Here is a 17,968-nt window from a genome sequence, read left to right as displayed (position 1 = left end):
CTGAAACCCACGGGGTGGAGCCGATGATCGCATTGTAACGACCGCCACGTCCAAGTGCCCTTGCCACCGTGCGGCTGCATTGTTCCATTTTTGAGATGGAGCGGCCCGTTTCAGCCACTACCTAACCCTGAACGCGATGATTAAGGTGGTTCCACTGTTTTTTGGATGGGCCAACGTCTACACCCAGGCCGTGCCGCACTATCAGCTTCTCATCGAGAGCTACATCAAGGCTCAGGAAGTGGCAAACAACCACGAAGTACTAGACTCACAGCGCAAGTAAATACGCTGGGGTCTTTTGCGGCGAGCCCATGTTGGGCGCTGCCTTTTTATCAGGAGTATGAAGATGTCTACACCTTACGTTCGCTTGGACAAAGACAACGCCGCTGTGCTGTTGGTCGACCATCAGGCCGGCTTACTGTCATTGGTCCGCGACATTGACCCGGACAAATTCAAGAACAACGTGCTGGCCCTGGCTGACCTGGCCAAGTACTTCAAGTTGCCGACGATCCTGACCACCAGTTTCGAAACCGGCCCCAATGGCCCGCTGGTGCCCGAGCTCAAGGCACTGTTCCCGGATGCGCCGTACATTGCGCGCCCAGGCCAGATCAATGCCTGGGACAACGAAGACTTCGTCAAGGCCATCAAGGCCACCGGCAAGAAGCAATTGATCATTGCCGGCGTCGTGACCGAAGTGTGCGTGGCGTTCCCGGCGCTGTCGGCCCTGGCCGAAGGCTTTGAAGTGTTTGTGGTCACCGACGCCTCCGGCACTTTCAACGAACTGACCCAGCAGTCCGCCTGGGCCCGCATGTCGGCCAACGGCGCGCAACTGATGACCTGGTTTGGTCTGGCCTGTGAGCTGCACCGCGACTGGCGCAACGACATCGAGGGCTTGGGGACGTTGTTCTCCAACCACATTCCGGACTACCGCAACCTGTTCACCAGCTACAACGCGTTGACTGAAGGCAAGTAAGCCTGACGCGAGGCTGCCGCTAGCCCTGAGGGGGACGGTAGAGCGCCTATTTCACTGGCACCCCTAGGTCCACATGTGGGAGCTGGCTTGCCTGCGATGGCGGCATTGCGCCTGGCACCTATTTATCTGACACCGCGCGATCCAACTGTGGGTGTCAGGTAAATAGGCGTTGGCTGTCGGGCCGTCATTGCAGGCAAGCAAGCTCCCACAGTTGGATCGCGGAGCGTCAGTTGGATCGGCGTCGACCGTCGCGGGAGCAAGATCAGTACCGCTAGAGGGATGACAGCACTTTAGTCGTAATTTGTTACTAACCAATGCCCTAAAAATACAACGCTGTGGCGGCAAAGCGGGACAAAACGCCCTCTCGCCATTCAATTTTCATAAAAATGTAACAACCCTGCTTCACAGTTCGGGAGCCCGTCACCACAACGAGTTCCTTTTAATGAAAAGCTTGATGAAGTCCGCAGCACTCGCCGTTACGGTATCCCTGTGTGCCTCCTCCTTGACCTTCGCCGCCGAAAACGTGCGCCTCACCGGCTCCGGCGCCAGCTTCCCTGCACCGATCTACCTCACCTGGTTCAAGGATTTCAGCAAGAAGACCGCTGGCGTCACCGTGGATTACCAGTCCAAGGGCAGCGGCGCAGGTGTGCAGGACTTCCTGAATAAAACCGTCGACTTCGCCGCCAGTGACTCGGCCATGAAAGACGAAGACATCGCCAAGGTCGCCGAAGGCGTGCAGTTGCTGCCAATGACTGCCGGTGAAATCGTGCTGGCCTATAACCTGCCGGGCAATCCCAAGGGCCTCAAGCTGCCACGCGATGTTTACTCCAACATCTTCCTGGGCAAGATCACCAAGTGGAACGACCCACAGATCGTCGCCGCCAACCCGGACCTGAAGCTTGGCGACACGCCGATCACCGTGGTGGTGCGCGCAGACTCCAGCGGCACCACGGCGGTATTCACCAAGCACCTGGCGACCATCAACCCTGAATTCAAAACGGCACTCGGGGAGGGCAACACCGTCAACTGGCCGGCCAGCGACAAATTCATCAAGTCGCCCAAGAACGATGGTGTGACCGCCACCGTACGCCAGACCCCAGGCGCCATCGGTTACATCGAGTACGGCTTCGCCAAACTGGCCAAGGTTGACTTCGCCCAGTTGCAGAACAAGGCCGGCCAGTACGTGGTGCCGAACGCCGAAAGCGGCGCCGAGGCCCTGGCCGCAGTGAATATGCCGGAAAGCCTGGTGGCCTGGTTGCCGGACCCGGACGGTGCCAAGTCTTACCCGATCACCTCGTACACCTGGATGATCTTCCGCAAGGACAACGGCAACCCTGCCAAGGCCAAGGCCATGCGCGAAATGGTTGAGTACAGCCTGACCGAGGGGCAGAAAATCGCCGACTCCATGGGCTACATCCCGCTGCCGCCATCGGTGGTGGAGCAGGTTCGCAAGGCATCCGCCAACATTCAGTAACACCCGTGAGGCCGCTCTCGGTGTGGGCTGTTTGCCGCGCCGGGGGCGTTTCCCCCCTGTTCCGGAATTAGCCAATGAACAAACCTTTCGTCGTACCGGTTAACCGGGATTCTGCCTGCCAACCTCCCTCGGCCAAAGACTTTCTGGTCGATCGCACCTTCCGTGGGCTCGCGCGAATCGGGGTGGTACTGATTCTGGCGTTGGTCGCAGCCTTGGTATTCGAGGTGGGACGCAAGGCCTTGCCGGGCATGGAAAAGCACGGGTTCGATGTGCTTTTTGGCAGCGTCTGGGACGTTAACCAGGGCAAGTACGGGATCTTGCCGGCCATTTGGGGCACGCTCTACAGCGCTTTCATCGCGCTGCTGATTGCAGGCTTTTTCGGTGTCAGCATGGCGATTTTCCTGACTCAGGATTTTCTGCCGGCCAAGCTGGCCGCTGTGTTTCGCACCATCGTTGAGCTGCTCGCGGCTATTCCCAGCGTGGTGTACGGCCTGTGGGGCATCTACGTGGTGATCCCGGCCATTCGGCCACTGACCACCTGGTTGAACAGCGAACTGGGTTGGATACCGTTTTTCGGCACGTCCCTGAGCGGGCCGGGGTTGCTGCCGGCGGCGCTGGTGTTGGCCATCATGATTCTGCCGACGATTGCCGCCGTATCCCAGGACGCGCTCACCAGCGTGCCGATGAAGACCAAGCAGGCCGCCTACGGCATGGGCACCACCCATTGGGAGGCGATTCTCAAGGTGATGGTGCCATCCGCCGCCACCGGTATTTTCGGCTCCCTGGTACTCGGCCTCGGCCGTGCGCTGGGCGAAACCATGGCGCTGGCGATGCTGGTGGGCAACGCCAACAACATTTCACTCTCGCTGTTCGCGCCGGCCAATACGTTGGCAGCCTTGTTGGCGCTGAACTTCCCCGAAGCCGGGCCCAACGAGGTGGAGGTATTGATGTACGCCGCTCTCGTCTTGATGTTCATCACGCTGCTGGTGAATGTCATCGGTTCCATGATCATGCTCTACGCCCAACGGGGTAACCGATGATGACGAATCTCACATCCCCTATCACCGCTGTGCCGAGCCTGCAGCGCAAGTTCGAAGGCCGCGCCTTGCGCAGCCTGGTGTTGACCACATTGGTATGGTTTGGCGCGCTGCTGGCCAGTGTGCCGCTGATTTCCGTGCTCTACATGCTGATCACCCGTGGCGGCGCACGCCTGAGCCTGGAGGTGTTCACCGAACTGCCGCCCACCGGCTTCGAAACAGGCGGCGGTTTCGGCAACGCCATGGCCGGCACCTTTGTGATGGTCGGTATCGCTGCGGCGATTGCGGTGCCGGTCGGCATCATGGCCGCGATCTTCCTGGCCGAACTGGGGCCGGACAGCAAATTGGCCAACGCTGCACGCTTTGCCGCCAAGATGCTCACCGGCTTGCCTTCGATCCTGGCCGGCGTGTTTGCCTATGCCTTGGTGGTGATGACCACCGGCACCTACTCGGCACCGGCCGGCGGCGTGGCCCTGGCGGTACTGATGCTGCCCATCGTGGTGCTGACGGCTGAAGAGTCGATGCGCATGGTGCCCAAGATCATGAAGGACGCCGCCTATGGCATGGGCTGCACCCGCTCCCAAGTGATCTGGAAGATCATCTTGCCGACCGGCCTGCCAGCGATCCTCACCGGCGTAATGCTTGCAGTGGCACGTGCCGCAGGCGAAACCGCGCCGTTGTTGTTCACCGCGCTGTTCAGCAACTACTGGATCTACCACGACGGCGACTTGGCGGTGATGAACCCCACGGCCTCCCTTGCAGTGTTGATCTACAACTTTTCCGGCATGCCCTTCGACAACCAGCTGGAGCTCGCCTGGGCGGCCTCGTTGGTGTTGGTGATGATCGTGCTGGTCGTGAATATTGTGAGCCGTATCTTCGGCAAGCCTAAGTATTAAGAACGGGAGCATCTGAATCTTGAACGTCTCAACTGCGCAAATAGCCGCTCCGTTTGTTACCCAATCGCCTGTGGTCATGGACTGCAAGCTGGACAGGATTTTCTACGGCAACTTCATGGCAGTGCGTGACAGCCATGTGCCGATCGAGAAAAACAAGATCACCGGTTTCATCGGCCCGTCCGGCTGCGGCAAAAGTACGGTACTGCGCAGCCTCAACCGCATGAACGATCTGGTGAAGGGCTTTCGTTTCGAAGGCCACGTGCATTTCCTGGGGCAGGACGTGTATGGCAAGGGCGTAGACCCGGTGGTGGTGCGCCGTTACATCGGCATGGTGTTCCAGCAGCCGAACCCGTTTTCCATGAGCATCTTCGACAACGTCGCCTTCGGCCTGCGCTTGAACCGCTACAAAGGTGACCTGGGGGATCGCGTCAAGCACGCCCTGCAAGGCGCTGCGCTGTGGGATGAAGTCAAGGACAAGCTCAAGGTCAGCGGCCTGTCGCTTTCCGGTGGCCAGCAGCAACGGCTGTGTATTGCCCGCGCTATCGCCACAGAGCCGGAAGTGCTGTTGCTCGACGAGCCTTGCTCGGCACTCGACCCGATTGCGACTCGCCGGGTAGAGGAACTGATGGTGGAACTGAAGAAGGACTACACCATCGCCCTGGTCACCCACAACATGCAGCAGGCGATCCGCGTGGCGGACACCACGGCATTTTTCTCGGTGGATATTTCCCAGGGCACGCGTACCGGCTACCTGGTGGAAATGGGCCCGACCGCGCAGATTTTTGGCAGCCCGCGTGAACAGATGACCGAGGATTACATCAGCGGCAAATTCAGCTGAGTAACTCCATGTTCGATAGAAACCACACGTGCGCCACCGTCAGCCCAGGAACGCCAATGTCTGCAACGCATCGTCTTGATTTGTCAGCGATTGAACGCGCGCTCCGCAAAGTGCAGAGCCGCTTTGCCCAGCTCAGCACGCAATTTACCGAGCCGCGCGACCCCTTGACCGACGAAGTGCTGCACAACGTGCTTGAAGGCTATGCGCTGGTTGACGACTATGTCGCACGGGGCGTTGACCTGTTTGACCTTCATCATCTGGACCTGATGCTGGAGATCAACGCCACGGTGCTCTGCGGTAGCGACCCGGCGCGCCGCGTGGAATACGCCCAGCACCTGGCCGCCACCGAGGAGCACTTCTTCAACAACGTTGAAGGCGGTATCAAGGACTTGTTCAATTGGTACTGCGCGTATCGCAGTGAATCGGTGTGGAAGCGTGCGGCCGGTGTGTATGTGCGCATTCTCAGCAAGCCCCAGTTGTTTATCGAAGGCAACAACCGCAGCGGCTCGCTGATCGTCAGTTATCTGCTGATGCGGGCCGGGTTGCCACCGTTCGTGCTGACGCTGGAAAATGCCGAGGGTTACTTCAATCCTTCCTCGGTCATCCGTAACTCGGCCAAACATGGGGTCAAGGCGTTGTATGAATTGCCCAAGATCAAGAAAAAGTACGCCGCCTTCCTGGAGGAACAGGCCCCGGATCCCAAGGCGTTTTTCTTGAGCGACGCACCACAGCCTATTTATCAGGGAGGCCATTAATGCGCCGGTATCCAATACTCGCCAGCCGAGCCGTGCAAGCTATCCAGCAGGCGCTTCTCACGCGTGCCGCCAAGCGACCGCGTGTACGCATCTCCTTTGATATCGACGACACATTGGCTTGCCAGCTCCACCACGCTGATGTCGAGAGCAGCTGGCTACCGGCCTGCGCTCATCGTTGGTGGGGAGAACCGCTGCGTATTGGCACCCGTTCGCTGACGCGAGAGCTGCGGCGCCAGGGTTGCAGTATCTGGGTCTACACCTCATCGGGCAGGGCGCCTTCCTACATCAGGCGTTGGCTGATGCTGTACGGCATTCGTGTCGACGGCGTAGTCAACAGCGTGCGGCATAACCACGCCCTCACGGTGCATGGGCTGTCGAACACCCCCTCGAAATTTCCGCCGGCCTTCGACATTGATTTGCACGTGGATGATTCCGAGGGTGTGCGCCTTGAAGGTAACGACCACGGCTTTCGCGTGGTGGTGGTTGATCCGCAGGATGAGCACTGGGCGCAACGAGTGCTTGAAGCCGTCGCGGGCGTGCAGGCGCAACTGGCCCGGCAGCAATTACCCAGGTTCAAGCAGTCTGTATGCCAAGGTGCTGAGGTTTATTCTTCCTGAGCTCCAGAGAAACCTGAACTTCTTGAGCCCTTATTGCAGTTCACAACTTGCTATAAGGGTTTGATTTTCTTTGACTCGCCAGTCACGAACAACACAGAACTTCACCTCTTGTTCGACAAACAGCGCTTATGGCGCTTTTGTCGTCTATCTCCCCAAGTACATACACTTGTCATCCGATAGTCGGTCACTTTAACGCAGCACTTCTAGGCTAGTGTTGACGAGCTTCCTTAATGGTCAACCTCGATATTAAGCAACGAAGCAGCCTGAACAGAATGCACAACAACAACTTCAATGCATATTGTTTAGCCCGACGCATCAGGTATTACCGTTGACTTTCGGTGTTGATCGCTGGGCTCAAGGAGTACTGACATGGCTATATTCGATTACAAGGGGCAAGACGCCCGCGTCCTGATTTCAGATGCCTGGACCCTCGCCACTTACACCAGTGGTGTAGCGACCGTCGGCGCGCTCTACAACATTCCGGGGCTTGTGCTGGGCGAGGGCAACACCTTCGCGCTGCCCAAGGGCTGGCGTGAGATCGGCGCGAGCGAACTGCAGGTTGATAGCAGCCACACCGACGTCACTGGAAGTTTTACCGGCGACGGCGTCTTTGGTTCTCAAGCCAGGGTGTTTGGTCAATACGATGACAGCGGCCAATTAGTCAAAATGGGTTTTTCCATTGCCGGCACCAACTCGCCAATTGATCTGCTGGGTTGGCCGGCGATGATCGATAACTCTTATATCAACGGCTACGACTACCTGCTCAACTCAATCAAGGATTACGCCACCGGCCATAACCTGAGCGGCAAGGATGTTCTGGTCACCGGCTATAGCCAGGGTGGCTCCGTTACCAACAGCATGTATATCGGCAAGGACACTCTGGCCGACGGTTTTTTCAAGGATTCGGACTACTTTGGCATGGAGTCGCCCAAGTCCAGCAACAGCGACGGAATCTTCAACTTCGGATTTGAAAACGATGTGGTCCACCGTCTCACAGGTCAAGAGACCAACGTGGGCAGCGCCATTATCGATGCGCTTCAAGGCAGTGATGCCAGTTACACCTCGACGACTGACAACATCGTGCTGTTCGACACAATCTACGCGCTGCCAACCTGGCCCAATGGTCCGTTCTCGATTGCCAACCTGTCAGGATGGGCCGCGCACCTGGAAGGCATTTTCATCAACCCTATCCAGCGTATCGCCCAATCGACCTTCTACGATTACATCGAGCGCGACAGCACCATCATCATCAGCAACCTCGACGCCATCAGCCGCAGCTTTACCTGGGTCGGCGACAAACAGACCGCCACCTCCAACCACTACGGCACACCGGCCTTCCTGCTGGGCACCGACAGTTCGGACAAGCTGCAGGACGGTCGCAGCGATGACTTCCTGGATGGGTTCAAGGGCGACGACAGTTTCCGCGTGAGTACCGGTACCGATATCGTCGCCGGCGGTGAAGGCAACGATAAAGTCTTCCTCAAAGGCACCGCATCTTCCTACGAAGCGGTGAAACTCAACGATGGCACGTTGTTCTTGAACGACAGCAGCGGCCAATACGGCCTGAAGGAATTGCACGGCGTAGAACACGTGGAGTTCGAAACCGGCCTGGCCAACAGCCTCGGCCATGTGCCCGTGTTCGGCGGGCTCTTCGGTGGCATCGGCGAGGCCCTCACGCCGGCCTATACGGTGACCAGTGGCAAACTCGACTTCGAAGGCCTGTTCGGCGCCGATAAGGCGTATGCCAAATCCATCGAAGGCAGCCAGCTGGCCGACACCCTCAAAGGCACCGCCGCTCGCGACCTGATATTCGGCCAGAACGGCAATGACCGGCTCGACGGTGGCGCCGGCAATGACCTGCTGCACGGCGGTGAGGGCAACGACACACTGCTGGGCGGCACCGGTAACGACGCGCTGTATGGCGCCAACGGCAATGACGTCTTGATCGGCGGGCAGGGTAATGACCAACTCAGCGGTGGCGTGGGCAGCGACCTGTTTGTTTTCGACCAGCGCGGGTTCGGTCACGACGTGATCAGTGACTTCAACATTCATCAGAATGGGAAAGACCTGCTGGTGTTCGCCAAGTCGCTGTTTGCCAGCGCCGATGCTGTGCTCGGTGCGACTACCCAGCACGGCAGTGACAGCGTGATTCTGGCGGGGGACAGCAGTGTCACCCTGGTGGGGTTCAATGCGGCGCAGTTGAGTGCAGAGATGATCAGCGTGGTTTGATGCCGGATCGGTAAAGCCGGTGATAAAACCTCACAGGATCGTTGATGCTGTGGGGTTTTTTCTTGCTTATCGCTTTATAGCAATCTGTCAGTGCGAGAGGCAGCATCAGGTTTGTATTTGGTTGAGATCCAGATCTCGCAGTATTGCGCTTTCTTTACTTGCTGGTAGCCATCATGTGTTTGCTTCGCATGACTACGGCTCGATCAGGTCGTAATCGCTCCACGCTGCTTGGGCAATCCAATCCAGGTGCGATGCCCGTACGAAGGCTTTCTTCGAGGACTTCTTGCAGCATCAACAACTCCTCACGCTGCACTTTTAGCGTGGCTTCGATGTGCTGTATCTCCTCCAGGCGTACATTGATCTGTTCCAGAGTGAGGGATTTGGAGCAGCTACCGTCATGAAGGAAGAGGCCACGAATGGTGTCGAGGGAAAACCCCAACCTTTGCGCATGGATCACGACTTCCAAGCGTTTAATGGTGGTTTCGCTGTAATAGCGATAGTTGTTCACGTCACGCGTGGGAGCGTCCAGCAGGCCTTGCTCCTCGTAGTAGCGTATTGCTGAAGCAGCAAGGCCTGTGCGTCGCGAAATCTCGCCGATCTTCATTTTTTGCTTGACCTTCAAGTTGACTTTAATCCGCAGTATAAGCCGGAGCGCAATCCTGAAGGTATTCGGATTGGGCTGGATAAAGACCGTTGACCTACGTGGAATATGAAGAATGAGCAAAATAACCGAGTTACTGAATTGGCGTTATGCGACGAAAAGTTATGACCCGTCCAAGACCGTGCCGGCTGAAAAGCTGGAGCGAATTCTGGAAGCGGTACGACTGACGGCGACCTCGAGCGGCCTCCAGCCATTTGAATTGCTGGTGGTGACTAATTCGCACATTCGCGAAAAGATCAAGGCGGTCAGCTGGAATCAGTCCCAGGTGACCGACTGCTCTCATTTACTGGTGTTCGCCGCCTGGGATGACATAACGCCTGAGCGCGTCAACATGATGTTCGACCTGACCAATACTGTACGAGCTACTGTCAACCAGGGGTGGGAAGATTACCGTCAAATGCTCCTCGGCATAGTCGCCGAGCGTGGGCAGGAGGCCAATTATCAAGCGGCTGCGCGCCAAGCCTATATTGGCCTGGGCTCGGCTTTAATCGCCGCGGCGTCCGAGCAAGTCGATGCAACGCCCATGGAAGGTTTCGATCCCTCGGCTGTCGATGAGATTCTGGGACTGGGGGCCAGGCATCTGCGCAGTGTGGTGCTCCTGCCGTTGGGGTATCGGGCAGCAGAGTCTGACTGGCTGGTAAACCTGAAAAAAGTACGGCGGTCTCGCGAAAACTTCGTCACTGAAATCAACTAGGGAGACCGTGCAGCCGTCCCACATTGCGGCAGTAGTGGGGTGGCGCTTCATGCGCCGAACGGATTGTGTTCGGTCGGCAGGACGCCGCTGATGAGAATTGCGGAGCAGAAAAGATAAGGGCCTGCCCAGGTTTCCCTGGCAAGCCCTTGATATCTATGGTGCCCGAACCCGGAATCGAACCGGGACGCCCTTACGAGCGGGGGATTTTAAGTCCACAGACAATTACATGTAAAACAGTAGGTTAGCGATATTTACGGTCCGCAATTATTCTTATACGACTCGCTTGCAGCCCTTTGTTTTCAAGGGCTTATATTTTATTGCGGAACGGCTTTTTACTTTGTGGGGAGCACCTTTAGGCCTTTGCGGCGCCGGATATACTGCTCTGTCATGCCGACAGTTGTGTGCCCCAGTTGATCTCTCGCATCGCGAATACTTCCAGTCGATTCCTCCTTGTCTGTTGCCGCCTTTGCGCGAAGGTCGCGCATCTGAAAAGCAGACTTTTCAATCCCGGCCTTCATCCTGGCCGCGTCAAATCTCCCTCTGAGCATGCTCGTTGTCATCGCCTGGCCGTTGTCCATTACGACGAGCCTGGTTGAGCGAATCTTGTGCCCCTTTTTCCTTTCCAAAATGCGTTCAATAACCACCTTCAGCTCTCCTACAACCTCAATGCGGCGTTTTGCACTCGTCTTCCCCTGCTTGATCAGCAACTGGTTATCCAGCAGGTCACGTTCGTCCATCTTGAGCGTGTCACCTATGCGCTGAGCTGTGAGATAGAAGAGGTCTAACGCGTCCTTGAGTGGCTGATCAGCGTGCAGGTACACCGCCGCAAACATTTCGTCTTCGACGTAGGTGTCCCGGCCTGTTTCCTTGTTTCCTTTGATGCCGGCGCACGGGTTGGCCAGCGACGTATAGCCGCTTTGACGGGCGAAGTTCCAGATAGCGCTGAGCAGGGCTTTTTCTCGGTTGGCACGCACCTTCGCTGTCTTCGACCGATAACGCAGGTACTGAACGACGTGCTTCGGCTCGATCGCCTCAAGAGGGCCGGGTGGGTCATTGAAGAAGATCAGAAGTTGCTTCAGTTCCCTAGTGTTGTCTTTTTGTGTGGTCGAAGACTTCGTGGGCACAACCTCTTCCATATATTTGGTAGCGACGTACTCAAAAGTCAGTACGGCTTCTACAAGCGCACTCGCCGCACGGCTCTTTTCCAGTCGGGCGTATTCAACGATTGCGGCTCCGTAGTCGGAACCAAGCGCTATCTCCCTTCTCGGTTTGTCGCCTGCGTCGTAGTAGTAATAAACCCTTCCCCCTGGCCGCAGGCGCTTTCTAAGCCGAGGGATGCTGCCAGGGTTGGTAGGTCGCCTTGCCATTTACTGGATACCCATCCTTGGTTGCCATTCAGCCTTTTCTGGCTTGATATCTTTCGTACTGACCATCAACGATGCGGATATCACACACGGCCATCCGTTGCGCTTGATGGTGTGCCGTATACCGTTACGCGATAGGACTTGGATCTGGCCAGCTTTTGTCCTGGCGCCCGTCAATTCACAAACATCTTCGTGCGACAGAAAATGAATTTCCATAACTACCTCCCGCTGGCGGTGGGCCGCGCTGTCTTGATGACGTGGATTGCCAGGCCGAAGCTGATCAGCAGCCAGGCGCAAGTGCCGGCGAAGGCGTAGAGCAGTGCGTCGGTGGTGCCTATGCCGACAAGGCCGGGCCCGGCCCAGAAGAACCAGCCGAGTGTTCCTGCCAGGTACAGCAAAGCGCCCAGCAGTATCAGGGTTAGTTTCATAGCGAACATGAGGTGTGTCCTAGCCGCGCGAGGCGGCATATAGGGGATTGGAGTGATAGCTTTCTGCCTATCTTTCAAACAGGACCGAAGCGGTGTACAAAAGGGTTCAACTTAGTTCGTGATGAGGCATGGACGTGTCACACAACTTCGATGCTCCGATAGCGCACGCTTACCGGGGCCACGTGATGTTTCTCAAGTTCGATTGGCGTCGCCCGAACGACCAGAGCCCTGTTGCTGCAAAGATCATTGAGCCAGCACCCATCAATGGCTTGGGTGAGGTTGCAGCAGAGTTGGAAGGCCCCTGGCCTGACTATCCGGCAGCGCTTGATGAGGCAATGGCGGCAGCTGAACGATGGATCGACAGTCAGTTGCCCTGACTCCGCTCACCGGCAGGCATGTAGGGGGATTGGGGCTACAGCGCCATCTCGGCCTGGGTTTCTCGCTGCCAGATCGGGGAACTGTTGTGCGATTCGATGCGGTCGGCGATGACGTTGGCGCGTTGGCCCGCAGTTGGTGGGGCATACATGCCGAATCGGCTGATACTCCCGCCGTTCACCGCAGCGTTCGTGCTGTCGGCTGATGCGAACGGCAGATGCTGGAATATCGCGGGGTCGAGCATCCTGAGACCATGGAGGCGACACGCTGGTCGGCCTTGGTCGTCGCAGATTGCTTCCATTGCTGAACCCATCCGTTTCCACCAAGCCGCCGTTCCAGGGTGTGCCCATTGCCCTGAACTGCCGATGGCCACTGTCGGCCAGCCGGCAGCGAGGCGCTGCAACCTTTCCAACGATTCGTGCAGGTGCCAGACCGGCACACCGCGTAACTCTCTGGGCCAGGCTTCCAGAAGCGCATCGTTGGCTGCCTCGTCGCCGTCAATTACATCCGGAATGAGTGCCCAGTCGAAGCCCGGGTGCCGGTGCCATTGCTCAACCCAGGCGGTATAGCCATTAACATCCAGCTTGCCGCCTTTCTTCCAAACCGAAAACGCACCGTTGTCGAACACGAACGACTGGCAGACATCCGCCACGATGCCCATGTCGTCCTGACGTGGGAAAGGCACCAGGGCATGCCGGCCGGCAAGGAACCGGGCGCCGTCCTGGCGGGTGCCGCCGATTGGCGTGCCGTGGTATGCAATCATCCGCTGAGCCCCACCGTTTCGATCTCGACGCCCTGGTGCGTGGCGATGATGGTCTGATCGCCGCCCAAGGATTCCGCCAGGCTGTCGGCAATCTGTTCATGCCAGCCTTTGGTGATCAGCGCTGTTGTCGCCTTGATGTGCTCGACGCGAATCATGGCGCTTGAGCGCAACTCCAGTCTGTAGAGGATCGTTTCGCCGTCGGAAGGGCAGACGGCTGCGAAGGTGTGTCGATAGGTATTCATGGCCTGGGCCCCTTGTAGATGAAGACGTAGGCGAACCAGGGGGGTGGCGATCATGGCGTCACCTCCCGGCGCGCCCACTGGACATACGGGCCGTCATCCGTATCGAAGATCCCCATCAGGAACCACTCAGGCCCGGGTGATTCGGGGTTCCAGGCGGTGCACGCGGCATCCTCGTCAGATAGTTCCTCAAGCTCGTCGCCAGAGTGCCAGCCTTTCAGTTCCAGTCCCTGTTCCTTGATCCAGGCAATGTAGGGCACCGGGTCTTCCCCTTCGCCAAAGCTCGGAATGTTCGGGTGATGCCACCAGCCGTCTGCATCGCGCTTCACCTCGACCGGCCCGAACTGCTTGCTGCCGCTGTGCGCCGCGCAGGGAGTGACGTAAAGCACGTCGGAGTAGTGCCCGCCGCCAGAGCTGAATTCCATCTTGCAGCCGCACTTGGCGGGCAGGCCATTCACGAACGTTATCTTTTGTTCAGGCATGACAGTTCCTTGGCCGCTATAGCGGCTAGTTAAAGGTTTTACATCTAGAAATATTTTGAGTTTCTAGTTATGCTGCTTCGCTCAAAAAAACATGGATGTAGAGATAAGATGAGTACTTGGCGTTTAGTTGTTGGTGCGATTCTGTTTTTGACAGGCTTAGTGCTAGGAGGTATGGCAGTTTATGACGCTCGCTATTGGTCTGCCTTGGTATTCTTCATCGCTGGAGCGTCATCTGCAGTTTCGTTTATTGTCTGGGAGTTTGGGGCTTCGTCGGTCTCATGGGTGTCTGCGCTCATCGGTGTAGCTTTTTCCGTTGTATCTATTATTGATGTTTTTAGTTCAAGTCCTGCATTGGATTTCGAGCAGTCAAAAGCTCAAGTAGACTTTTTTCAAAAGCTTTTAGAGCTAGAGGCTGACCCGTCAGTGCTTGATGAGAATGAGCGAAAATTAGTTGGTCAGGCTTTATATGCCTGTGCGATGCAAAGCAATCGAGACTTTCGTGATCTAACAATAAATGCAAACAAGGCAATTAAAATGGGGCCAAATGCAACTTTGGCTGATGGAGCTAATTCAGCGATCGATTCTGATAAACGTGTCCGGTGTCTTGACTATTTTCAAAAATTGTACAAGACGCAGCCAGTATTGTTTGAGAGTTTTGTCAACACATATCCGTGGCTGCTGAGTAAAAATAACGGTAAAACCTTGTAGGTCATTTTAATTGGAATTGGTGATTGATACCGAATCTTTACTAGCCAGCACTTCCGCCGAATGCTAGTTCGTGAGCATACTGGTCATTCAGCGTTGGCGGTGTATCGCGGCCATATTTGAACCATCAGTTTCAGCGATAGATAGCTGCTCGGATGTTCCGTCGTAGCGTTGGTCAACTAACACAGATGATTACAATGATTGTGTTATACAGCCTCCCTCGTTACCAGATCATGGGCATCCACAACGGTCATGCCGAGCTTCTCGGCTATCAGCACTTCAAGCTTTGCGCCCTTTGAATGCTCCCAGCCGGGCAGGGTGGCCACTATGTCGCAGTCCATCAGGGCGGCAATGTCGCGGCGCATACAGTGGGTCCAGGTGCCGCCTTCTGGGTTTATCTCGGCGGGGTTGGTGACTGTGTGGCCGCTGGCGCGAAGGCTGGCGGTCATGCTCTGGAAGGTTGGGAAGTTTTCAGCCCGGGCAAGCCGCTCATGGGGCCGCTGAGGTAAATTCGCTTCACGGGGAGTCCTTGCCGAGCCATGCCTGGGCGAGATCTGCGGGAGGTGCGCGACGAGATTGTCGCTTGATATCAGTGTCGATCAATGATATTTAGCGTGCCGTAACTCTTTGGTTTTAAACGTAATGCCAAAATTAAAGCAATGTAGGGAAGGAAAAGTAATGTCTTCTAAACTTCGTCAGTCATTAATGAGACTCGATGGGTATCAGGAAATTGAGCAAGAGCATAGTGATGAGAAGGATGAATTAATAAGGTCGAGCGGAGCAGGTGTTGATGAGATCGAATTTAAGTTGGGGGCAGCCGTATTTCATGGTCTGCAAATTCGTACTGCTGTCCTCACAGTTAATAATATAAGTGTATCGTTTCGATTTCACACGGCGAAGAAGGCTGAGCGTCCAAAGCTGTACGCAATGATTAATTCTTACAATAAGTCTAGGGTTGCTCTTAAGGCGGTGCTTGGTGTTGTGGAAAAAGACTATTTCGAGGTTAAATTTAGCCTAGAGTTTATGTGTCCAGATGACTTTTTGAATGATGAAATTATTCATCCAGCTATAAAGGTTCTCAGGACTAGCGGGAGACTGCTTCTTGGAAGTCTAGGGGGGCACGGTATAAAAATAAAAGACGCCAAACATAATGACTAAGCTATTGCTCATATTATATACGCTGATCACGTCTTTAGCTTATACGGCATTGGTAGCATATTTTAGTACTCACACTTCTGATTGGAGTGTTAGCTACATAGGAGCTATTTTAATTGCAGCTACGGCGCTGATAGCTGTTGGGCGTGAAAAAATATCGGAAATTGATGCTAATAAGAAAATCAAAGAAAAAACAGACGAGATTGAAGCTTTAAAAAAACTATTGAAGCAGAAGCAGGCGATGTTGCATTCTGTCAAGTCTAACGTAATCCATAATGTGATTAATGTTAGTAGCGCGGACGAGCTTTTGAGTACAATGAAAGGTCTCGCTACTCTTCTTAACGAAAGCCTAGCCATCAACAATATTGACCTTGATGATGATCTCGATACTGGCGGTTACCTCGACATCCTAAAAATCAATGTTAAGACGCAGTAGAGGAAATAGCTCGACCTGAGAGCTAAAATATAAATACGCTATGCGAACATATGTAGCTAATACGGATTTAACTTCCGCACTGTCTTTTTTTCACGCAATGCCGGAAAGGCTGAAAATTATCGTAAGTGTGACGGATCCTCGCCGGCTGGCGCTGTTCAGTGATATGGGGTATTACGGGTGACCGGCATGGAGCCGGATCAGGCGGTTATATTTTGTGGCGTATTCACAGAGGTCAAAAGTTATTATATGAGCGTATTCAAATACTCTGAGCGTAAGTGGAGCGAATTACTGTTGAGTTGTGGAGGTGTAAGGATTGGTACGCTTTATGATTTTAGAAAGGATGAGCATAAACGGGGTGTTCTGGATAAGCATGAAGGCACAAAGAAGGTTTTTCATGAAATAAAAAAATATAGCTCAAACGTTAAATGGGGCGTCGATCATGCTGCAGTTGAAAAGTTTGGTTTTATTAAAGGCGATGGTTATACCCTAGCTGATATGAGGTTTGAGCGAGATTTTGATGCTTCAGATTGCTATGTTCATTGCACGGCCCATCTTCTTAGTCAGTCTGTTATGGATGAGTTTGATAAGGCGGATTCGTGTGTGGAGATATTCAAGGTCGGAGCTTTTTATAGGCGCCTTACTGATGTTTTAAACAAGATAAATCCAGTTCACTTTTATGGTGTTCATAAAATTACCTATGGCGAAAGGGACGAGCTGTTCAACGGTGAAAACTTTGGAGTCCGACCCGACTTGATAAAGGCGCTGCGCTACAAGCCGCAATGTGAAATGCGAGCTATATGGATACCCAAGTCGAAAAAACGCCACATTGCTCCTCTAAATATAGAAGACAAATCTTTAATTAAATATTGCAGAGAAGTGACGGTTACCTGAGTGTCGTGCAAATAGATAGAACGTTGCATCCCTGTGTCCATCATAAATTTCTTGAGCTGATAGTACATCCACGGGAAGAGTAGGAAGGCCGGTCGCCCGGCCTTTGTTTTCACTTTGGATCGAATGCACCCAGCGACAATGCAGCCGCTTCGCCGATACCACTTTGTAGCACCGCCTTGAATTCCTGCGCGATGTCTTCGCGCTGGACCTCTTCGCCAACCCAGCGCAGCTTGAGCACTGGCTGCGAGCCGCTGGTAATAACCGACAGGCGCAGCGTGATAACTTGTTCAGCCAGACCTTCGAAAGGGATGGTGCTGAACTGCAGGGACACAGGCAGGGTTTCCTTGCTGCGCGCTTCGATCTGGTCCATGGCGCTGCGGCTGGCGCTGGTCTCGCCTACCGTGGTTTCCGATTCGCTGGAAGCCTTAATCGTGATGGTTCGCACGGCTGCAATGGCCTTGGCCACTGGAATGGCCTTGCCTTCCTCGTCAACCGGGGTGAGGTACTGGTGCCAGTCTTCGATCCAGTCGCTGAGGTCTTTCTGGCTGATGCTCCGCCCGCCGATTTGCTGGGCGGCGGTGTATCCGGCGGTTGGCTTCAGCTTGAGGACGGCGCGGTCATCGGCGTGGCCGGGTTCGCCGGTGGTGCCCAGGTTAAACAGAAGTGCACAGCTCATGGCGTCTTGGTCGATGAAGCCGCGCGCGCCTGGTTCTGTGCGTTCCACCACGTAGGCACTGAAGTCTGCCAGCGAATGGGTGCTGTAGGTGCCACGGAATCGGCTGCGGCCGGCCTGGAACTTCTCCAAGTCGATGACTTTCGAGCTTTCCGGCAGCACCACGGTAGGGACCAGTGTTTCCAGCTTCTTGCCGTTGGCTTCCAGCGCCGTATCGGTGATCAGCTGAATTGCATCTTTGGTAAGTGACATCGCTTATTTCCTTGGATTGCGGAGGGAGGGTGGG

The 17,968-nt window shown here is 55.3% G+C and carries 23 protein-coding genes and 1 pseudogene; 15 read left to right on the top strand and 9 right to left on the bottom strand.

From position 1 onward, the window contains the following. Positions 1–166: 166 nt before the first annotated feature. From JFT58_RS27620 to JFT58_RS27580, 9 genes and pseudogenes are all read left to right on the top strand, one after another. Positions 167–280, top strand: a pseudogene (locus JFT58_RS27620) (hydrolase); the annotation flags it as partial. A 63-nt stretch (positions 281–343) separates the two neighbouring features. Then, positions 344–970 (top strand): isochorismate family cysteine hydrolase YcaC, encoded by a 627-nt coding sequence (gene ycaC / locus JFT58_RS27615; protein WP_003191542.1) that lies wholly within the window; start codon positions 344–346, stop codon positions 968–970. A 442-nt stretch (positions 971–1,412) separates the two neighbouring features. Next, positions 1,413–2,444, top strand: coding sequence for a phosphate ABC transporter substrate-binding protein PstS (gene pstS / locus JFT58_RS27610; RefSeq protein ID WP_054898128.1), 1,032 nt, complete (start codon positions 1,413–1,415; stop codon positions 2,442–2,444). Positions 2,445–2,518: 74 nt separating this feature from the next. Further along, on the top strand, positions 2,519–3,484 hold the full coding sequence (gene pstC, locus JFT58_RS27605) for a phosphate ABC transporter permease subunit PstC (protein ID WP_003191517.1): 966 nt from the start codon (positions 2,519–2,521) through the stop codon (positions 3,482–3,484). Beyond that, positions 3,484–4,377 carry a phosphate ABC transporter permease PstA gene (pstA, locus tag JFT58_RS27600; protein WP_014718563.1) on the top strand — a complete coding sequence of 298 codons (894 nt, stop codon included), beginning with the start codon at positions 3,484–3,486 and terminating at the stop codon, positions 4,375–4,377. The genes pstC and pstA overlap by 1 nt, the downstream gene beginning before the upstream one ends. 76 nt (positions 4,378–4,453) lie before the next feature. Next, a complete protein-coding gene (pstB, locus tag JFT58_RS27595) occupies positions 4,454–5,215 on the top strand; it encodes a phosphate ABC transporter ATP-binding protein PstB (protein ID WP_019817112.1) in 762 nt (253 codons plus the stop codon). 56 nt (positions 5,216–5,271) lie between these two features. Further along, positions 5,272–5,970 carry a hypothetical protein gene (locus JFT58_RS27590; protein WP_034127520.1) on the top strand — a complete coding sequence of 233 codons (699 nt, stop codon included), beginning with the start codon at positions 5,272–5,274 and terminating at the stop codon, positions 5,968–5,970. Further along, complete coding sequence (locus tag JFT58_RS27585) at positions 5,970–6,587, top strand: hypothetical protein (RefSeq protein WP_054898129.1); 618 nt, start codon at positions 5,970–5,972, stop codon at positions 6,585–6,587. The genes JFT58_RS27590 and JFT58_RS27585 overlap by 1 nt, the downstream gene beginning before the upstream one ends. Positions 6,588–6,956: 369 nt before the next feature. Further along, on the top strand, positions 6,957–8,816 hold the full coding sequence (locus JFT58_RS27580; protein WP_054898130.1) for a calcium-binding protein: 1,860 nt from the start codon (positions 6,957–6,959) through the stop codon (positions 8,814–8,816). 154 nt (positions 8,817–8,970) lie between these two features. On the opposite strand, the gene JFT58_RS27575 is transcribed toward JFT58_RS27580, so the two are convergent. Beyond that, positions 8,971–9,438 carry a MerR family transcriptional regulator gene (locus JFT58_RS27575; protein ID WP_229999364.1) on the bottom strand — a complete coding sequence of 156 codons (468 nt, stop codon included), beginning with the start codon at positions 9,436–9,438 and terminating at the stop codon, positions 8,971–8,973. A 94-nt stretch (positions 9,439–9,532) separates the two neighbouring features. Here JFT58_RS27575 and JFT58_RS27570 point away from each other — a divergent pair, with 94 nt between their 5' ends. Further along, a complete protein-coding gene (locus JFT58_RS27570) occupies positions 9,533–10,171 on the top strand; it encodes an NAD(P)H-dependent oxidoreductase (RefSeq protein ID WP_054898131.1) in 639 nt (212 codons plus the stop codon). A 332-nt stretch (positions 10,172–10,503) separates the two neighbouring features. Here the strand turns inward: JFT58_RS27570 and JFT58_RS27565 are convergent, their stop codons facing one another. The 3 genes from JFT58_RS27565 to JFT58_RS27555 are packed head-to-tail and all read right to left on the bottom strand — an operon-like array spanning position 10,504 to position 11,972. Next, positions 10,504–11,538 carry a tyrosine-type recombinase/integrase gene (locus JFT58_RS27565; RefSeq protein WP_198834798.1) on the bottom strand — a complete coding sequence of 345 codons (1,035 nt, stop codon included), beginning with the start codon at positions 11,536–11,538 and terminating at the stop codon, positions 10,504–10,506. Continuing rightward, on the bottom strand, positions 11,539–11,751 hold the full coding sequence (locus tag JFT58_RS27560) for a DUF4224 domain-containing protein (RefSeq protein WP_054898133.1): 213 nt from the start codon (positions 11,749–11,751) through the stop codon (positions 11,539–11,541). A 2-nt stretch (positions 11,752–11,753) separates the two neighbouring features. Further along, entirely contained in the window at positions 11,754–11,972 is a 219-nt protein-coding gene (locus JFT58_RS27555; RefSeq protein ID WP_169918283.1) for a hypothetical protein, read from the bottom strand. Positions 11,973–12,148: 176 nt separating this feature from the next. On the opposite strand from JFT58_RS27555, the gene JFT58_RS27550 reads away from it, so the two are divergent. Then, a complete protein-coding gene (locus JFT58_RS27550) occupies positions 12,149–12,340 on the top strand; it encodes a hypothetical protein (protein ID WP_233093651.1) in 192 nt (63 codons plus the stop codon). Positions 12,341–12,375: 35 nt separating this feature from the next. Here JFT58_RS27550 and JFT58_RS27545 read toward each other — a convergent pair whose 3' ends face one another. Genes JFT58_RS27545 through JFT58_RS27535 form a run of 3 tightly spaced genes read right to left on the bottom strand, consistent with a single transcriptional unit; the run spans position 12,376 to position 13,822 of the window. Beyond that, complete coding sequence (locus tag JFT58_RS27545; RefSeq protein ID WP_198834797.1) at positions 12,376–13,101, bottom strand: hypothetical protein; 726 nt, start codon at positions 13,099–13,101, stop codon at positions 12,376–12,378. Continuing rightward, entirely contained in the window at positions 13,098–13,343 is a 246-nt protein-coding gene (locus JFT58_RS27540) for a hypothetical protein (protein WP_198834796.1), read from the bottom strand. The genes JFT58_RS27545 and JFT58_RS27540 overlap by 4 nt, the downstream gene beginning before the upstream one ends. A gap of 50 nt (positions 13,344–13,393) precedes the next feature. Beyond that, a complete protein-coding gene (locus JFT58_RS27535; protein WP_332875139.1) occupies positions 13,394–13,822 on the bottom strand; it encodes a hypothetical protein in 429 nt (142 codons plus the stop codon). Positions 13,823–13,930: 108 nt separating this feature from the next. On the opposite strand from JFT58_RS27535, the gene JFT58_RS27530 reads away from it, so the two are divergent. Next, positions 13,931–14,530 (top strand): hypothetical protein, encoded by a 600-nt coding sequence (locus JFT58_RS27530; protein WP_198834795.1) that lies wholly within the window; start codon positions 13,931–13,933, stop codon positions 14,528–14,530. A gap of 203 nt (positions 14,531–14,733) precedes the next feature. Here the strand turns inward: JFT58_RS27530 and JFT58_RS27525 are convergent, their stop codons facing one another. Beyond that, complete coding sequence (locus tag JFT58_RS27525) at positions 14,734–14,976, bottom strand: DUF4406 domain-containing protein (protein WP_233095461.1); 243 nt, start codon at positions 14,974–14,976, stop codon at positions 14,734–14,736. Positions 14,977–15,205: 229 nt separating this feature from the next. Here JFT58_RS27525 and JFT58_RS27520 point away from each other — a divergent pair, with 229 nt between their 5' ends. The 3 genes from JFT58_RS27520 to JFT58_RS27510 all read left to right on the top strand — a co-directional run bounded on the left by JFT58_RS27520 (position 15,206) and on the right by JFT58_RS27510 (position 17,009). Continuing rightward, positions 15,206–15,685, top strand: a complete 480-nt coding sequence (locus JFT58_RS27520; RefSeq protein ID WP_198834794.1) for a hypothetical protein — start codon at positions 15,206–15,208, stop codon at positions 15,683–15,685. After that, complete coding sequence (locus JFT58_RS27515) at positions 15,678–16,118, top strand: hypothetical protein (protein WP_198834793.1); 441 nt, start codon at positions 15,678–15,680, stop codon at positions 16,116–16,118. Before JFT58_RS27520 ends, JFT58_RS27515 begins: the two co-directional genes overlap by 8 nt. Before the next feature lie 186 nt (positions 16,119–16,304). Then, positions 16,305–17,009, top strand: a complete 705-nt coding sequence (locus JFT58_RS27510) for a hypothetical protein (protein WP_198834792.1) — start codon at positions 16,305–16,307, stop codon at positions 17,007–17,009. Positions 17,010–17,118: 109 nt separating this feature from the next. Here JFT58_RS27510 and JFT58_RS27505 read toward each other — a convergent pair whose 3' ends face one another. Next, positions 17,119–17,934, bottom strand: coding sequence for a DUF2303 family protein (locus JFT58_RS27505; protein ID WP_198834791.1), 816 nt, complete (start codon positions 17,932–17,934; stop codon positions 17,119–17,121). Positions 17,935–17,968: the final 34 nt, after the last annotated feature.

It is taken from the genome of Pseudomonas sp. MF6767 (genome assembly GCF_016405475.1).
GTDB classification, from domain to species: Bacteria; Pseudomonadota; Gammaproteobacteria; order Pseudomonadales; family Pseudomonadaceae; genus Aquipseudomonas; species Aquipseudomonas paracarnis.
The sequence above is the reverse complement of the archived record's forward strand: the minus strand, read 5'-3'. Positions and strand labels throughout refer to the sequence as shown.

Excerpts from the sequence above, each read along its gene's own strand:
- ycaC (WP_003191542.1), top strand. The coding sequence starts at position 344 with ATGTCTACACCTTACGTTCGCTTGGACAAAGACAACGCCGCTGTGCTG.
- pstS (WP_054898128.1), top strand. The coding sequence starts at position 1,413 with ATGAAAAGCTTGATGAAGTCCGCAGCACTCGCCGTTACGGTATCCCTG.
- pstC (WP_003191517.1), top strand. The coding sequence starts at position 2,519 with ATGAACAAACCTTTCGTCGTACCGGTTAACCGGGATTCTGCCTGCCAA.
- pstA (WP_014718563.1), top strand. The coding sequence starts at position 3,484 with ATGACGAATCTCACATCCCCTATCACCGCTGTGCCGAGCCTGCAGCGC.
- pstB (WP_019817112.1), top strand. The coding sequence starts at position 4,454 with ATGGACTGCAAGCTGGACAGGATTTTCTACGGCAACTTCATGGCAGTG.
- JFT58_RS27590 (WP_034127520.1), top strand. The coding sequence starts at position 5,272 with ATGTCTGCAACGCATCGTCTTGATTTGTCAGCGATTGAACGCGCGCTC.
- JFT58_RS27585 (WP_054898129.1), top strand. The coding sequence starts at position 5,970 with ATGCGCCGGTATCCAATACTCGCCAGCCGAGCCGTGCAAGCTATCCAG.
- JFT58_RS27580 (WP_054898130.1), top strand. The coding sequence starts at position 6,957 with ATGGCTATATTCGATTACAAGGGGCAAGACGCCCGCGTCCTGATTTCA.
- JFT58_RS27570 (WP_054898131.1), top strand. The coding sequence starts at position 9,533 with ATGAGCAAAATAACCGAGTTACTGAATTGGCGTTATGCGACGAAAAGT.
- JFT58_RS27565 (WP_198834798.1), bottom strand. The coding sequence starts at position 11,538 with ATGGCAAGGCGACCTACCAACCCTGGCAGCATCCCTCGGCTTAGAAAG.
- JFT58_RS27560 (WP_054898133.1), bottom strand. The coding sequence starts at position 11,751 with ATGGAAATTCATTTTCTGTCGCACGAAGATGTTTGTGAATTGACGGGC.
- JFT58_RS27555 (WP_169918283.1), bottom strand. The coding sequence starts at position 11,972 with ATGTTCGCTATGAAACTAACCCTGATACTGCTGGGCGCTTTGCTGTAC.
- JFT58_RS27550 (WP_233093651.1), top strand. The coding sequence starts at position 12,149 with ATGTTTCTCAAGTTCGATTGGCGTCGCCCGAACGACCAGAGCCCTGTT.
- JFT58_RS27545 (WP_198834797.1), bottom strand. The coding sequence starts at position 13,101 with ATGATTGCATACCACGGCACGCCAATCGGCGGCACCCGCCAGGACGGC.
- JFT58_RS27540 (WP_198834796.1), bottom strand. The coding sequence starts at position 13,343 with ATGAATACCTATCGACACACCTTCGCAGCCGTCTGCCCTTCCGACGGC.
- JFT58_RS27535 (WP_332875139.1), bottom strand. The coding sequence starts at position 13,822 with ATGCCTGAACAAAAGATAACGTTCGTGAATGGCCTGCCCGCCAAGTGC.
- JFT58_RS27530 (WP_198834795.1), top strand. The coding sequence starts at position 13,931 with ATGAGTACTTGGCGTTTAGTTGTTGGTGCGATTCTGTTTTTGACAGGC.
- JFT58_RS27525 (WP_233095461.1), bottom strand. The coding sequence starts at position 14,976 with ATGACCGCCAGCCTTCGCGCCAGCGGCCACACAGTCACCAACCCCGCC.
- JFT58_RS27520 (WP_198834794.1), top strand. The coding sequence starts at position 15,206 with ATGTCTTCTAAACTTCGTCAGTCATTAATGAGACTCGATGGGTATCAG.
- JFT58_RS27515 (WP_198834793.1), top strand. The coding sequence starts at position 15,678 with ATGACTAAGCTATTGCTCATATTATATACGCTGATCACGTCTTTAGCT.
- JFT58_RS27510 (WP_198834792.1), top strand. The coding sequence starts at position 16,305 with ATGGAGCCGGATCAGGCGGTTATATTTTGTGGCGTATTCACAGAGGTC.
- JFT58_RS27505 (WP_198834791.1), bottom strand. The coding sequence starts at position 17,934 with ATGTCACTTACCAAAGATGCAATTCAGCTGATCACCGATACGGCGCTG.